The 13,333-nt window shown below is 65.2% G+C and carries 12 protein-coding genes and 1 pseudogene; 5 read left to right on the top strand and 8 right to left on the bottom strand.

Annotated features, from left to right (window positions below):
- Positions 1 to 10: 10 nt before the first annotated feature.
- A complete protein-coding gene (locus FHW64_RS29905; RefSeq protein ID WP_184532181.1) occupies positions 11 to 1,195 on the bottom strand; it encodes an acyl-CoA dehydrogenase family protein in 1,185 nt (394 codons plus the stop codon).
- A 94-nt stretch (positions 1,196 to 1,289) separates the two neighbouring features.
- On the opposite strand from FHW64_RS29905, the gene FHW64_RS29900 reads away from it, so the two are divergent.
- The 4 genes from FHW64_RS29900 to FHW64_RS29885 all read left to right on the top strand — a co-directional run bounded on the left by FHW64_RS29900 (position 1,290) and on the right by FHW64_RS29885 (position 5,657).
- Positions 1,290 to 2,195: a LysR family transcriptional regulator gene (locus tag FHW64_RS29900; protein ID WP_184532179.1), complete on the top strand. Its 906-nt coding sequence runs from the start codon at positions 1,290 to 1,292 to the stop codon at positions 2,193 to 2,195.
- Positions 2,196 to 2,320: 125 nt separating this feature from the next.
- On the top strand, positions 2,321 to 3,481 hold the full coding sequence (locus FHW64_RS29895) for an acyl-CoA dehydrogenase family protein (protein ID WP_260306480.1): 1,161 nt from the start codon (positions 2,321 to 2,323) through the stop codon (positions 3,479 to 3,481).
- A 5-nt stretch (positions 3,482 to 3,486) separates the two neighbouring features.
- Entirely contained in the window at positions 3,487 to 4,500 is a 1,014-nt protein-coding gene (locus tag FHW64_RS29890) for an acyl-CoA dehydrogenase family protein (protein ID WP_184532177.1), read from the top strand.
- A 26-nt stretch (positions 4,501 to 4,526) separates the two neighbouring features.
- Positions 4,527 to 5,657, top strand: a complete 1,131-nt coding sequence (locus tag FHW64_RS29885) for a CaiB/BaiF CoA-transferase family protein (RefSeq protein WP_184532175.1) — start codon at positions 4,527 to 4,529, stop codon at positions 5,655 to 5,657.
- Between the two features lie 40 nt (positions 5,658 to 5,697).
- On the opposite strand, the gene FHW64_RS29880 is transcribed toward FHW64_RS29885, so the two are convergent.
- The 3 genes from FHW64_RS29880 to FHW64_RS29870 are packed head-to-tail and all read right to left on the bottom strand — an operon-like array spanning position 5,698 to position 8,498.
- Complete coding sequence (locus FHW64_RS29880) at positions 5,698 to 7,125, bottom strand: aldehyde dehydrogenase family protein (protein ID WP_184532173.1); 1,428 nt, start codon at positions 7,123 to 7,125, stop codon at positions 5,698 to 5,700.
- 16 nt (positions 7,126 to 7,141) lie between these two features.
- The gene (locus FHW64_RS29875) at positions 7,142 to 7,972 is read right to left on the bottom strand and encodes an SDR family NAD(P)-dependent oxidoreductase (RefSeq protein ID WP_184532171.1); all 831 of its coding nucleotides are present in this window, start codon (positions 7,970 to 7,972) and stop codon (positions 7,142 to 7,144) included.
- Between the two features lie 52 nt (positions 7,973 to 8,024).
- Entirely contained in the window at positions 8,025 to 8,498 is a 474-nt protein-coding gene (locus FHW64_RS29870; RefSeq protein ID WP_184532164.1) for a MaoC/PaaZ C-terminal domain-containing protein, read from the bottom strand.
- 277 nt (positions 8,499 to 8,775) lie between these two features.
- Between FHW64_RS29870 and FHW64_RS29865 the strand changes: the two genes are divergently transcribed.
- Positions 8,776 to 9,708: an MBL fold metallo-hydrolase gene (locus FHW64_RS29865; protein WP_184532162.1), complete on the top strand. Its 933-nt coding sequence runs from the start codon at positions 8,776 to 8,778 to the stop codon at positions 9,706 to 9,708.
- Between the two features lie 59 nt (positions 9,709 to 9,767).
- Here the strand turns inward: FHW64_RS29865 and FHW64_RS29860 are convergent, their stop codons facing one another.
- The 4 genes and pseudogenes from FHW64_RS29860 to wrbA all read right to left on the bottom strand — a co-directional run bounded on the left by FHW64_RS29860 (position 9,768) and on the right by wrbA (position 13,330).
- Entirely contained in the window at positions 9,768 to 10,478 is a 711-nt protein-coding gene (locus FHW64_RS29860; protein WP_184532160.1) for a tryptophan 2,3-dioxygenase, read from the bottom strand.
- Positions 10,475 to 11,593, bottom strand: coding sequence for an iron-containing alcohol dehydrogenase (locus tag FHW64_RS29855; protein WP_184532158.1), 1,119 nt, complete (start codon positions 11,591 to 11,593; stop codon positions 10,475 to 10,477). The genes FHW64_RS29860 and FHW64_RS29855 overlap by 4 nt, the downstream gene beginning before the upstream one ends.
- Positions 11,594 to 11,708: 115 nt before the next feature.
- Positions 11,709 to 12,621 (bottom strand): annotated as a pseudogene (locus tag FHW64_RS29850) (LysR substrate-binding domain-containing protein).
- A 73-nt stretch (positions 12,622 to 12,694) separates the two neighbouring features.
- Complete coding sequence (gene wrbA, locus FHW64_RS29845) at positions 12,695 to 13,330, bottom strand: NAD(P)H:quinone oxidoreductase (RefSeq protein WP_184532156.1); 636 nt, start codon at positions 13,328 to 13,330, stop codon at positions 12,695 to 12,697.
- Between the last annotated feature and the right edge of the window lie 3 nt (positions 13,331 to 13,333).

Here is a 13,333-nt window from a genome sequence, read left to right as displayed (position 1 = left end):
GTCGATGCGGTCAGTAGGACTTGGGAAGCCCGAGCACCTTCTCCGCGACGAAGCAGAAGATCATCTGCTCGCTCACCGGTGCGATGCGTGCGATCATGGCTTCGCGCAGATAGCGCTCCACGTGGTATTCCTTCGCATAGCCGTAGCCGCCATGGGTGAGCACCGCCGTTTCGCAGGCATTCCAGCACGCAGCCGCGCCGAGGTACTTGGCGGCGTTGGCCTCGACGCCGCAGTTCTCGCCGCGGTCGAATTTGGCGGCGGCCTGCATCACCATCAGGTTGGCGGCTTCGAGATGCATCCAGCGCTCGGCCAGCGGATGCTGCACGCCCTGGTTCTTTCCGATCGGCCGGTCGAACACGATGCGTTCGTTGGCGTACTGCGCCGCGCGCTTGAGTGCCGCGCGACCCAACCCGACCGTCTCCGCCGCCGCGAGGATGCGTTCGGCATTCATGCCGTGGAGGATGTAGTGGAAGCCCTTGCCTTCCTCGCCGATGCGGTCTTCCACCGGAATGCGCAGGTTGTCGATGAAGAGCTGGTTGGTGTCCACCGCCTTGCGGCCCATTTTCTCGATCTCGCGCACCTCGATGCGGCTGCGGTCGAAGTCCGTATAGAAGAGCGTCAGGCCCTCGGTCTTGTTCTTGACCTGCTCCAGCGGCGTGGTGCGCGCGAGCAATAGCATCTTCTCGGCGACCTGTGCGGTGGAGATGAAGGTCTTCTGTCCATTGACCACATAGTGGTCGCCGTCGCGAACCGCACGCGTCTTGAGCTGCGTGGTGTTGAGTCCCGTGTTGGGCTCGGTCACGACGAAGCAGGTGCGGTGCTTGCCGGCGATGAGGGGCGGCAGCATGCGGTGTTTCTGCTCCTCGGTGCCGAACACCACGACAGGGTTCAGCCCGAAGATGTTCATGTGCACCGCCGAGCCGCCACTGAAGCCCGCGCCGGTCTCGACCACCGCCTGCATCATCACGGCTGCGTCGGCGATGCCGAGGCCCGATCCCCCGTAGGCCTGCGGAATGCAGATGCCCAGCCAGCCGGCCTCGGCCAGGGCCATGTGGAAGTCGCCGGGAAATCCGCCCGCGCGGTCTTTCTCCAGCCAGTAGTCGGCATCGAAGCGCGTGCAGAGCTGGAAGATCGCCTCCCGGATCTCGCGCTGCTCGGCGCTCAGATTGGCTGTGTAGATGTCTCCTGTGTTCATGGCTCGAATGCTAGGAACTGGCGCACAGGAAAGGAAATACCGTGTTCGTCTGCCGCGATACACCGTGCGTATGGCGTGCCACAATCCGGCGCCTATGGAGCTACGCCAGTTGCGTCAGGCCGTGATGCTGGCCGAGACGCTCAATTTCACGCGTGCGGCCGAGCGGCTGCACATGGCACAGCCGCCGCTTTCGGCTTCGATTCGCAAGCTGGAAGAGGAACTGGGCGTGATCCTCTTCGACCGTCTTCCCAGCGGCGTGCGGCTGACATCCGTGGGCGAAGCGGTGCTGCGCGACGCGCGGCTCGCACTGTTCCACGCCGATCAGGTCCGGCGAACCGCGCGTGAGGGTGCGGCGGGCACCACGGGGCTGCTGCGTCTCGGTTTCACCGGCTCGGCCGCGTACGAGTTGGTGCCGCGCCTGCTGCGCGCCTATCGCGCCGAGTATCCGAAGGTGGCCATCGAGATCCACGAATCGAGCACGAGCGAACTGCTGCGACGCATCGAGAGCCAGTCCGTCGATGTCGCACTGGTGGCCTATCCGGTGCTCGAAGGCACCACGGCCGATGTTGCGCTGTTGCGGCACGAGCGCCTGGCGGTGGCGGTGCATGCCGATTCGCCGCTGGCGCAGCGCTCGGAGATTTCACTTGCGGACTTGGCCGGAGAGCCCTTCATCATCCATTCGCCGACGCTTGCACCCCACATGCATTCGATCGTGCTCAACGCCTTCCAGCAGGCCGGGGTGCAGCCCCGTGTCGTGCAGCAGGCCGTTCAGGTGACCTCCATGCTGGGACTGGTTCAGGGCGGCATGGGGGTTGCGCTCGTGTCGGCCGGCGTGGCGGGCCACGTCAGCAAGCAGGTGAAGCTGATTGAATTGGTGGGACCGGGCGCGCGGCTGGACCTCGGGATGGGTATTGCAACGCTGCCAGGCGCAGAGACGCCGACGACGCGCAACTTCGTCGCGCTCGCGCACAGAGTGATGAAGGACGCGCCCGCGGACTGAGCGCGCGGCGTCATACCTGCTTCGTATCGTTGGCACTGCAAGCGGTATTGGACGCACCGGTTTACCGCTCCTAGATTACGTGGGCCACCCGCCGATGGGTAGCGAAAACGTATCCCGGAGCCGACTTGAATTCCCTGCTTCCACCCTTGCCGCTGGCCGGCATTCCGCCTGAAGACGAGGCGATGCGCCCGCGTGTGCGCGCCTTCCTGCGTGAACATCTGCGCGACGTGCCACCCGAGGTGCGCGCCCGCTCGTGGGGTGGCTTCGACGCCGAATTCAGCCGTGCGCTCGGGCGCGAGGGCCTTCTTCTCCTGACCTTGCCCAAAGAGTACGGCGGCGGAGGCCGCAGCAACCATGCACGCTTCGTCATGGTCGAGGAGATGCTTGCCGCGGGGGCTCCTGTCGCGGGCCACTGGGTCGCCGACCGGCAGACCGGCCCGCTGATCCAGCGCTTCGGCACCGAGGCGCAGCGGCGATTCTTCCTGCCGAAGATGGCGCGCGGCGAGGTCTTCTTCTGCATCGGCATGAGCGAACCCGATGCGGGTTCCGACCTCGCGAGCGTTCGCACGCGGGCCACGCGCACCGAGAGCGGGTGGCGCCTCAACGGCCGGAAGATCTGGACCAGCAATGCGCATCGATCCGACTACATCTGCGCGCTGGTGCGCACCTCGGGCGGCCCCGAGGATCGGCACAAGGGCCTCTCGCAACTGATCTTCAGCACGAAGCTGCCGGGCATCCACATCCGCCCGATCCGTGACATCGCGGGCGACAGCCACTTCTGCGAAGTGCTGTTCGAGGACGTGGAACTGCCCGCCGATGCGCTGATCGGCGAGGAAGGCAGCGGCTGGGCGCAGGTCACGGCCGAACTGGGCTACGAGCGCAGCGGGCCCGAGCGCATCTACTCCAGCATCGTGCTGGCCGACACCTGGCTCGCGGAGATGCGCGCGGCAGGGATCGATCATCCGGTGGTCAATGTCGCCGCCGGACGCATCGCGGGTCGGCTCGCGGTGCTGCGCGCCATGTCGCTCGCGGTGGCCGGCAAGCTCGAACGGCACGAGAGCACCGAACTGGAGGCCTCCTTCGTGAAGGACCTCGGCACGGAGTTCGAGCAGGCCATCCCCGGATGGATCAGGGATGCACTTGAAGCAGTGCCGCAGTTCACGCCTTCCGATGGGCTGCTGCGCACGCTTGCATTCGTCACCCGCATCTCGCCCACCTTTTCGCTGCGCGGCGGTACTCGCCAGATCATGCGCGGCATCCTCGCTCGCGGCCTGGGGCTGCGCTGAACACCATGACCGACTCCATTGCCAACGAATTCGAACGCGCCCTCGAACAACTCTGCGCGCCGGAACGCCTGCGCGCCATCGAGGCCGGAGACGCCGCCGACGCGGATCGCCTGTGGCGCGATGTGGACGCGCTGGGATTCACCGACGCGCTGGTGCCGGCGGAGCACGGCGGCGCCGGCCTCGCGCTCGCAGATGCCTGCGACCTGCTGCTGGCGGCTGGGCGATGCGGGTTGCCGCATCCGTTTGGGGAGACCATGCTGGCACGGGCGCTGCTCGCGGCGCACGGCAAGCGCGATGTCGCGGGTGACGGCGCCATTGCGCTCGCCGCCGCAACACGCGATGGGGAAGGGCTGCTCTGTCCCGATGTTCCGGGTGCACGACTGGCGTCGTTCGTTCTCGTCGATGCGGCCGGTGAATGGCTCCTGATGCCGCGCGCGGATGCTGAAGCGGTGCCAGGCGCGATGCGTCCGCACGCGTCTGCATCGCTGCGCTGGACTTCGGCGCGCGAGGCGGCCGTGCGACTCGACGTCGGAGCGGCAACGGCTGTGACGCTCTGCAACGTCGCCCGTGCGGCTGCCATGGCCGGCGCCATGGACCGCGTGCTCGCGATGACCGTCGGCTATGCCGGAGACCGCCGCCAGTTCGGCAAGGTCATCGCGCAGTTCCAGGCGATCCAGCAAGAGCTTGCAGTGATGGCCGAGCAAGCCGCTGCCGCCGCGATGGGCGCGCGCATGGGCTGCACTGGCGATGCCCTATGCCCCGACCCGTTGCTGGCCGCTGCCGCCAAGCTGCGAGCGTGCGAAGCCGCGGCCATCGTCGCGCCGCTTGCGCACGCCGTGCATGGCGCCATCGGCATCACCGAGGAACTGGTGCTGGGCGTGTTCACCACCCGCCTGCACGAATGGCGCGGCGCGAGTGCCACCGAACGCGCCTGCGCGGAACAACTGGGCCGGGCCGTCATGCGCACCGGCGAGGGATTCATCGACTTCGCCGCCGCTGCGCTGGCACCGTCGGCGTGATGGCGGACACACAAGGAGAACTCGACATGGGACCCCTCAAGGGCTTGAAGATCATCGAACTCGCCGGCATCGGGCCGGGCCCCTTCGGCACGATGCAACTCGCGGATATGGGCGCCACGGTGCTGCGTATCGATCGGCGCGAGCCTGCAGACCTCGGCGTGCCGAAGCAGCTGAAGTACAACCTGCTGATCCGCAACCGCCAGTCGATCGCACTGGACCTCAAGGACCCGGAGGCCATTCGCTTCGTGCTCGAACTGGTCGCCGAAGCGGATGTGTTGATCGAAGGCTTCCGCCCCGGCGTGACCGAGCGTCTCGGCCTCGGCCCCGACGAATGCCTGAAACACAATCCGAAGCTGGTCTACGGCCGTATGACCGGGTGGGGCCAGACCGGGCCGCTTGCGCAAGCCGCCGGGCACGACATCAACTACATCGCACTCACCGGTGCGCTGCATGCCATCGGCCGCGAAGGCCAGCCGCCGACGCCACCGCTCGCGCTCGTCGGCGACATGGGCGGCGGAGGGATGTTCCTGGCGCTCGGCGTGTTGGCTGCGGTGCTGCATGCGCGTGAGACCGGGCAGGGGCAGGTCGTGGATGCGTCCATCGTCGACGGCGCGGCGTCGCTCTGCACCGGCTTCTACGGCATGACGGCTTCGGGCCAATGGCGTGCGGAGCGTGGCAGCAATGTGCTCGATTCAGGTGCGCCTTACTACGACGCGTACGAGTGCAGCGATGCGAAGTGGATCTCGATCGGTCCGATCGAGGCGCGCTTCTTCGCCGATCTGCTGAAGCGCCTCGGCATCGATCCCGCACAGATCGGTGCACAGAATGACCGGGCCGCCTGGCCGCGCGCGAAAGAGACACTCGCAAGCGCTTTCCGCACACGCACGCGCGACGAATGGTGTGCACTGCTGGAAGGCACGGACGTGTGCTTCGCCCCCGTCCTTACCTTCGCCGAGGCACCGCAGCATCCGCATCTGAAGGCGCGCGGAACATTCGTGGATGTCGGAGGTGTGGTGCAGCCCGCACCGGCGGTGCGCTTCAGCCAGACGCCGTCGGCGGAACCATCGCCGCCGTGTGCGCCTGATGCTGGCGCTGCCTTGCGAGGATGGCTTTCGCCGGAGGGGATCGGAAAGTGGAAGCCGTTGCTCGGCGGCTGACGCCGATCAGGGAGGCGCCGAAGCGCCTCCCATGCTCGATTCAACCCATCACGGAGCGCAACTCGAGGTATTCGGCAATGCCGTGCGCGCCGTGCTCCCGTCCGTTGCCTGAGGCCTTGAAGCCGCCGAAGGGCGCGCCGAAATCCATCGTCGCACCGTTCACGCGAACCACGCCGACGCGCAGTTGCCGTGCCACGCGATGCGCGCGTGCGGAGTCGGTGGACCAGACGTAGCCCGCGAGCCCGTAGTCGGTGTCGTTCGCGATGGCCACGGCTTCTTCCTCGGTGTCGTAGGGGATCAGCGAGATCACCGGGCCGAAAATCTCCTCGCGGGCGATGCGCATGTCGTTGCGCACGTCTGCAAAGACGGTGGGTTTTACGTAGTAGCCCATGTTCAGCCCGTCCGGCCGACCGGGCCCGCCCGCTGCGACTCTCGCGCCTTCGGCCATGCCGGCCTCGATCAGCGATTGCACCTTTTCGAACTGCGCCTGGTTGGCTACAGGCCCGATCTTGGTCGCGTCATCGCGCGGTGCACCGACGGGCATGGCGTCGGCCGTCGCGGCAGCGATCGTTACGGCGGCCTCGTAGTGCGCGCGCGGCACCAGCAGACGGGTGGGTGCGGTGCAGGTCTGGCCCGCGTTGAGCATCACGTTGATCACCGTCACCGACACGCTCGTCTTCAGGTCCGCGTCGTCGAGGATCACCGCCGGCGATTTGCCGCCGAGTTCCTGCACCACGCGCTTGACCGTGTCGGCGGCCGCCACCGCGACCTGCCGCCCCGCGCGTGTCGATCCGGTGATCGACACGATGTCGACGCCGCGATGGCGCACGAGCGCATCGCCTACCGTGGGCCCCTCGCCGTAAACCAAGTTGAAAACCCCAGGCGGCACGCCGGCGTCATGAAGAATCTCCGCCGCGATGCGCGCATCCAGCGGTGCGTATTCGGAAGGCTTGAGCACCATCGTGCAGCCGGCAGCCAACGCCGCGGTGACCTTGCCCCAGACCAGATCGGCCGGCCAATTCCACGCCGTGATGAGACCGGCCACGCCGATCGGCACATGGTCGATGCGAGTCGTGCCGTGCGTGGTCTCGAATGCGAAGTCCTTCAGCGCAGCGAGCGAGTGGGTGATCTGGACCATGCCGAAATTGACCTGGTACTCCTTCGCCAGCCATGCGGGTGCGCCGATCTCGCTCGTGATCGCGTCCGCCATGTCGGCCAGCCGCGCCTTGTAGCCGTCGAGGATGCGCGAGAGCAGCGCCATTCTTTGCTCGCGGCTCGTACGCGACCACGATGGAAAGGCCGCCCGCGCGGCGGCCACGGCGCTGTCCACGTCCTGCGCGCTGCCCATCGAGAGTCGGCCGTGGACCTGCTCGGTCGCGGGGTCGACCATGTCGAAGACGGGGGCGCGATTACCCGCGGCCGGTGCGACCCAGCGGCCGCCGATGTAGTAGCTCTTGATGTCGGTCATGGGTGGCCGTGCAAGCTCAGAACCCGCCGCGTCCGCCGCCGCAGATCAGCGTCTGCCCGGTCACGTAGTTCGACTCCGGAATGCACAGCAGGTAGACCGCGCCCGCCGCTTCCTCGGGCGTGCCGCCCCGGCCCAACGGGATCTCGCGCATCGCGCCGGCGATTTTGTCGGCGGGTACGCCGACCTTGATGTCGCGGCCTTCGATGGCAACCGTCGTCTCTTGCGTCACGGGCTGCGTGAGGCGCGTCTCCACATAGCCGAAGGCCACGCAGTTGACGTTGACCTTCATGCGGCCCCACTCCTTGGCGAGGGACTTGGTCAGACCCATCACGCCTGCCTTGGCCGAGGAATAGTTGGACTGGCCCGCGTTGCCGCTGGTACCCGAGGTGGAAGAGATGTTGACGACCTTGCGGAAGACCTCCTGGCCCTTGTCCGCCTCGGCCTTGGCGGCCTCGCGGAAGTAGGGTTGCGCGGCGCGCAGGATCTGGAACGGCGCCTTGAGATGGCAATCGACGATCGCGTCCCACTGCTCGTCGCTCATCTTCTGGATGACGTTGTCCCAGGTGTAGCCGGCGTTGTTGACGATGACGTCCAGGCGGCCCCAGGTGTCGAGCGCGGAGCGGACGAAGCCTTCGGCGAAGCCGGCAGCCGTCACGCTGCCGGCGAAGGCCACGGCCTCGCCGCCAGCAGCACGGATCTCGGCGACCACTTCATTCGCCGGTGCGGGATCGAGGTCGTTGACGACGACCTTCGCGCCGTCGCCGGCCAGCTTGAGGGCGACGCTGCGCCCGATGCCGCGGCCCGCGCCGGTGACGATGGCGACCTTGCCTTCGAGTTTTCTGCTCATGAATTGCTCCTGTGAATCGAGATGTCGGGGGATGGAGAGATGAAAGGCGGGCTCAGTGAATAGCGACGACGGCCTGCCCGGTGAGCTTGACTTCGCCCTTCTGGTTCGCGCACTGGAGGTCGACACGCAAGCGCGTCTCGCCGCCTTCGTCGAAGCGCTCGACGACCTTGCCGGTGCAGAGCGGCGCGTCGTGCACATGGGTGATGCCGGTGAAGCGCACCTGCAGGTTGCGCATGCGCTTCTGCCCGGCCCAGTCGGAGACGAGGCGACCGAGGTAGGCGGCCGAGAGCATGCCGTGCGCGAACACATCGTCGAGCCCGGCAGAGCGTGCGAAATCGATGTCGATGTGGATCGGGTTGTGGTCGCCGGAGGCGCTACGGACCACAAACTCAAGCGGCGCGGTTGAAGCACAGCAAAGGAATGCGGTGCCGCCGAGCGAGGCCGTCTTGGCGAGGCCGGCATTGCAGCGTGAAGCGTCCTTCGGAAGGGCAGGGTGGATGGGCGGGTCCGTGCCCGTTGCGGTCATTTGTTGAGAGGAATACCTTCACTTCGCGGCCTGATGCGGCAATGCGCGGCGGCGGGCAGCCGCCCAATCGGCCGCGCCAAGTCGCGGATTGTTGCCTTGCGAGCAACGCGGTAGCCGCTCTCGCGGTACTACCAGCGACCCCAAGCTCCTTCTTAGACTCATTCCGACGGTAGTTGCGCAAGCCGTTGCGACTGTCGAAGAAGAGGGCCGCACTACGAAGCTGGCCGTATGCCGCCGCCCAGTGCGGCTTACCCACTTAACTTACAGGATTACTGAAATGAGCGAAACAATCCGCAATACTCGACCGGTTACTGACGATCTCGGAAGAGAGGGCTCAGGCGAACTCGTGTCTTCTCGTTACGCAGTGCGCATCGGTGACGTTGACGTGGTGATGATCAGCGATGGTGTTCTGCCGCTGCCGACCACCACCATGTCCACCAACGTGAGCGAGGGGGCCCGCAACGAATGGTTCGATGATCACTTCCTGCAACGTGACATGTTCGACTGGGCGCTGAATATCGCGCTGATACGGAGCGGCGATCGCCTCATCCTGGTCGACTCGGGCGTGGGCGACGGCTTTGAATACTTCTCACGCGCCGGCCGATCGGTCATGCGTCTCGAATCCGCTGGCATCGAACTGGCCGCGATCACCGATGTCGTGATCACGCATATGCACATGGATCACGTCGGCGGGCTGAACGTTGATGGCGTGAAGGCCAAGCTGCGCCCGGACGTTCGCATTCACGTATCGGCCAAAGAAGTGGCATTCTGGAAAAATCCGGACTTCAGCAAGACCGTCATGCCCGAAGCGGTTCCTCCCGCACTCCGCAAGGCTGCCGCAAAGTTCGTGGAACTCTATGGCGAGAACATCGTGCAGTTCGATCAGACCGTGGAAGTTGCTGCGGGCGTGTCGGCCCGTGTGACGGGTGGACACACGCCGGGACATTGCGTCGTGGACGTTGCATCGAAAGGTGAGAAGCTGACGTTCGTAGGCGACATGATCTTCGCGGTCGGCTTCAAAAATCCCGACTGGCAGAACGGCTTCGAGCACGAGCCTGAACTAGCCACCGAGGCGCGTATCGCGCTCCTCAATGAAGCGGCTGAGACCGGCGCTTTGCTGGCTGCGGCGCATGTCGCGTTCCCATCCATCGGGCATGTTGCAAAGGACGGTGCGGCCTTCCGATTCGTGCCAGTGCAATGGGACTACTAATAGCCTTGCCCTGAGGACTCTTAGGGGAGCGCCGCGGGTTCAAGAGATCCGCGGCGTTTTTACGTCTGAACGTCGAACGGGCCAGTAACGCATCGCCGAGCCGACCAGAGTTCCGGAAATGAGATCTCACTCGTATCTGAAATGGAGGTCGGCCGCTCAACGATCGTTCGGCGCATCGTCATCAAACAGCGGCACTTCCAATCGGTCAACGCTGTTGCAGTGTCCATGAGCGTTTCGCCGAGCTGCTGCAGTGTGGCATCCGGGTACGGGTCCTCATAGATTTCGCGCCAGATCTGTTCCACCTCAAGACTCGGAACGTAGGGCACACTGGGATCTCGTTCGAGGACATGTTCAGGTACACGCATTCCGATGCGATTGAAGTACGCAAGGACATCGTCATAGACGGTCGGTTTGGCCAACGCCGAACTGATCTGCGGCCAATGTCGTGAGGATGCGAGGGACCGCAGATGCTCTGCCTGCGCCCCTCCGAGGACATACAGGGTGTAGTGATAGCGCCAGCTATCAAATGTGGCCGTCCCGAAAAGGTCCTTTGGTGACGTCGTTGCGATCGAGCGCCAGGTGGCGTTTAACGGTTCGAAGTGAACGACCACGCGTCCCAAGGTTTGGGTTGCACCGCTCGGATTGTCCGCGCGAAGCTGCTCCTGGGCCGTCCGAAGCTCTTCTGCGATCAGCGTCCACCAGAGTTCGGAAACCTGAGTCGCAACAAGGATTCCAGGCGCATCCGGCGAGTGCGCAGTTGTGGTGGTCACCAGAGGCTTTCGAGCAGGGCGTCGAGTTTTGCCGTGGCGTTCGTGCCAAGGTCGGCGACCTCGTTGGGATAGTTCTTCTTCAGGAGCGTTGCGACCTCGGGCAACTTTGCCCTGTCGAGGTCGAATGCACTGACGCGATAGGGCAACCCCAATGACTTCACGACGCCGGTGATCCTGTCGGCCAGATCGTTCGCCGCCCGCTTGTCACCCGCGCGCGCCGCAAAGACTTCGAGCTTGTCACCGTAGAAATCCGCACAGGCACGAATGACGGGACCGAGCGTGATGCAGGAGGTCGCGCTGTGGGGCAGTCCATAGGTCCCACCCAGGATATGCCCGATGCGGTGACTGAGCCCGTAGATGACAGAAGCCGGGGAGAAGTAGCACTGCCATGCGGCAAGCTGGAGCTGCAGGAGGTCGTTGGCCGTGACCAGCCCCTCGTCGATGGCCTCGCGGGTTTGCATTGCCCTGGGCCACTTCTCGAGAATTCGAAGGAATCGCGCGACACCGCTCGCGGCCATGACCGCGTGAGGATGCTCGCGGGTGACCTTGCGCATGCCTTCGACCGCGTGATCTACCCCCTTGATGGCGGAAGACAGAAGCAGTGCGCGCGGCGTGTCGAGCACAAGCACGGGGTCGATCACGACAACCTTCGGAACTGTTTCACGGACGGCGTAGCTGCGCTTGAACTTCTGTGCACCATCGGTCTCGGTGATGCCGAAGTAGTGAGAGAACTCGGAGCCCGACAGCGTGGTGGGCAGAGCGGCTATGGGAAGAAAGCGGCCGGTCCTCTCGTGATGCAAGTGCGACACCGCTTTGGCGGCATCGAGCACGGACCCGCCGCCGAGCGCGATGATCGATTCGGCTCCGGCGTTCGTGCACGCATCGAGCCCCATCTGCACGGCCACGTCGGGGGCGTGCGCCGGAAGGTCCGTGAAGGTGCCGACACCCAACTTGACGTTGGGTTGCACGTAGGTGTCATGCAGCTTCGCCAACGGCTCGACAGTGAAGGTGATTGCGCGATGGATTCCGTAATCCCCAAGTCGCGCCACGGTGCTTTGCAGGATGTGCTCGCCCCAGAACACGCCGTCTTGCGGGAGGCAGTTGTATTGATTCATCTCGATCGGTCCTTTCAGATTCAGGACCAAAAGATAGAGTCCACGCCATCCGCTCACAAGCCGTCAAACATCAAACGCAGCGTCCACGTCGGTGGACGATCGAGGCCCGCGCAGGCTACTGCCGATCGAATGCAGTGATGACGGGAATCTCGACGGAAAGGAAGTCGACAAGCGATCGCACCGCCGGGAGCAGGCCTGTGCGAAAGGGAATCAGCGCGGATATGCGCGCATCGGCCGCCATCCAGTCCGGCAGGAGTTGCTGCAACGCACCGCTTTGCAGTTCCGACCTGCAGATGTAGCCGGGCAGCGCGGCGATGCCCAGGTTGGCGCATGCCGCTTCCTTGAGCGCGACCATGTTGTTGCTCTGGAATCGGGGCTCGATCGGCATCGTGATTTCTTCGCCGTCGGGTCCGCGCAACTGCCAGTTGGGCGGACCGTTGAGCACCATCGAGATTGCCGTGTGTCGAGCGAGATCCTCGGGTCGTTCGGGCACGCCCATCTGCTCTAGGTACTTGGGCCCCGCGAAGAAATACCAGGGGGACGTGGGCGATGGCACGCTGGACCAGCGACGAATCCTGCAGCGGCGATGTATGCCCGCGTATCGCGAGATCGAAACCCTCGCCGACGATGTCGACGTAGCGGTCGGTCGCGATCTCGACGATGCGGACCTTCGGATGACGATTGAGGAATATCGGCAGCAGATCCCGGAGGGCGAACTGTGCAATCTCGACGGCCGTCGTCAAGCGGATCACGCCGCTGGGCTCCGTCAGCCTTTGGCGGACCGCCTCTTCGGCGATCTCCGCGCTGCGCAGCGCCGCGACGGCGTATTCGTAGAACTCCTTGCCGATGTCGGTCATGCCGAACTGACGCGAAGTCCTGTTGAGGAGACGAACGCCCAGCGACGTCTCCAGTTCCTGAACGCGATGGCTCAGAGTCGACTTCGGCAATCGCAGGCTCGTGCCGGCGGCGGTGAATCCACCCCGGTCGACGACCTGAACGAAATAGAAGACATCCTTCAAGTCCAACATGGTCCGGCAAGCATACTGCGCGCGACCTGGATGACGCGACCCGCGGGCCGCGTTCCTGGCCAGCCGCTCTCACTCAGGAGACGGTCTCGGGTACGCGGATGCGTGGGCCTGCCAATGCGCGCGCAACCGACGCTACGCGCCGCCCCTGGAAGTTCGCCACGGCCAGGTGATCCGCGTCGGGCATCACCGTATCCCGGTGGGACACATGGGTCGCGCCGTACGGCGTGCCGGCGCTGAACATCGCTGCGTCGGCGTAGCCCAGCGGAACGATGATCAGGCCGAGGTGCGCCATGGGTGCGTAGATGGACAGGAGAGTGGACTCGTTGCCGCCGTGCTTCGACGAGGTCGATCCGAACACGGAGCCTGCCTTGCCGTTGAGCTTGCCCTGGAGCCAGAGGCCGCCGAGCCCGTCGATGTAGGCCTTCAGCTCGGCCGAGATCGACCCGAAGCGCGTCGGCGTTCCGAAGACGATGGCATCTGCCCATTCGGCGTCGGCTTCGGTCGGGGCTTCGTACTTCGCGTTCATTTCGGTGGCACGCTCCGACCAGCCGGGCGATTGCCGCATGACCTCGGGTCCGACGAATTCGCGGGCCCGACGGAGGCGCACTTCGGCGCCCTCGGACAGCGCGCCTTCGGCGATGGCCTTTGCGAGGAGTTCGGTCGAGCTGTTGCGGGAGTAGAAGGCGATGAGGATCTTGGGTTTCGACATTTT

It is taken from the genome of Variovorax sp. Sphag1AA (assembly GCF_014192575.1).
Lineage (GTDB): Bacteria > Pseudomonadota > Gammaproteobacteria > Burkholderiales > Burkholderiaceae_C > Variovorax.
This window is presented reverse-complemented; position numbering and strand designations above follow the sequence as displayed.

Excerpts from the sequence above, each read along its gene's own strand:
- FHW64_RS29870 (WP_184532164.1), bottom strand. The coding sequence starts at position 8,498 with ATGACCGCAACGGGCACGGACCCGCCCATCCACCCTGCCCTTCCGAAG.
- FHW64_RS29905 (WP_184532181.1), bottom strand. The coding sequence starts at position 1,195 with ATGAACACAGGAGACATCTACACAGCCAATCTGAGCGCCGAGCAGCGC.
- FHW64_RS29900 (WP_184532179.1), top strand. The coding sequence starts at position 1,290 with ATGGAGCTACGCCAGTTGCGTCAGGCCGTGATGCTGGCCGAGACGCTC.
- FHW64_RS29875 (WP_184532171.1), bottom strand. The coding sequence starts at position 7,972 with ATGAGCAGAAAACTCGAAGGCAAGGTCGCCATCGTCACCGGCGCGGGC.
- FHW64_RS29880 (WP_184532173.1), bottom strand. The coding sequence starts at position 7,125 with ATGACCGACATCAAGAGCTACTACATCGGCGGCCGCTGGGTCGCACCG.
- FHW64_RS29855 (WP_184532158.1), bottom strand. The coding sequence starts at position 11,593 with ATGAATCAATACAACTGCCTCCCGCAAGACGGCGTGTTCTGGGGCGAG.
- FHW64_RS29885 (WP_184532175.1), top strand. The coding sequence starts at position 4,527 with ATGGGACCCCTCAAGGGCTTGAAGATCATCGAACTCGCCGGCATCGGG.
- FHW64_RS29865 (WP_184532162.1), top strand. The coding sequence starts at position 8,776 with ATGAGCGAAACAATCCGCAATACTCGACCGGTTACTGACGATCTCGGA.
- FHW64_RS29890 (WP_184532177.1), top strand. The coding sequence starts at position 3,487 with ATGACCGACTCCATTGCCAACGAATTCGAACGCGCCCTCGAACAACTC.
- wrbA (WP_184532156.1), bottom strand. The coding sequence starts at position 13,330 with ATGTCGAAACCCAAGATCCTCATCGCCTTCTACTCCCGCAACAGCTCG.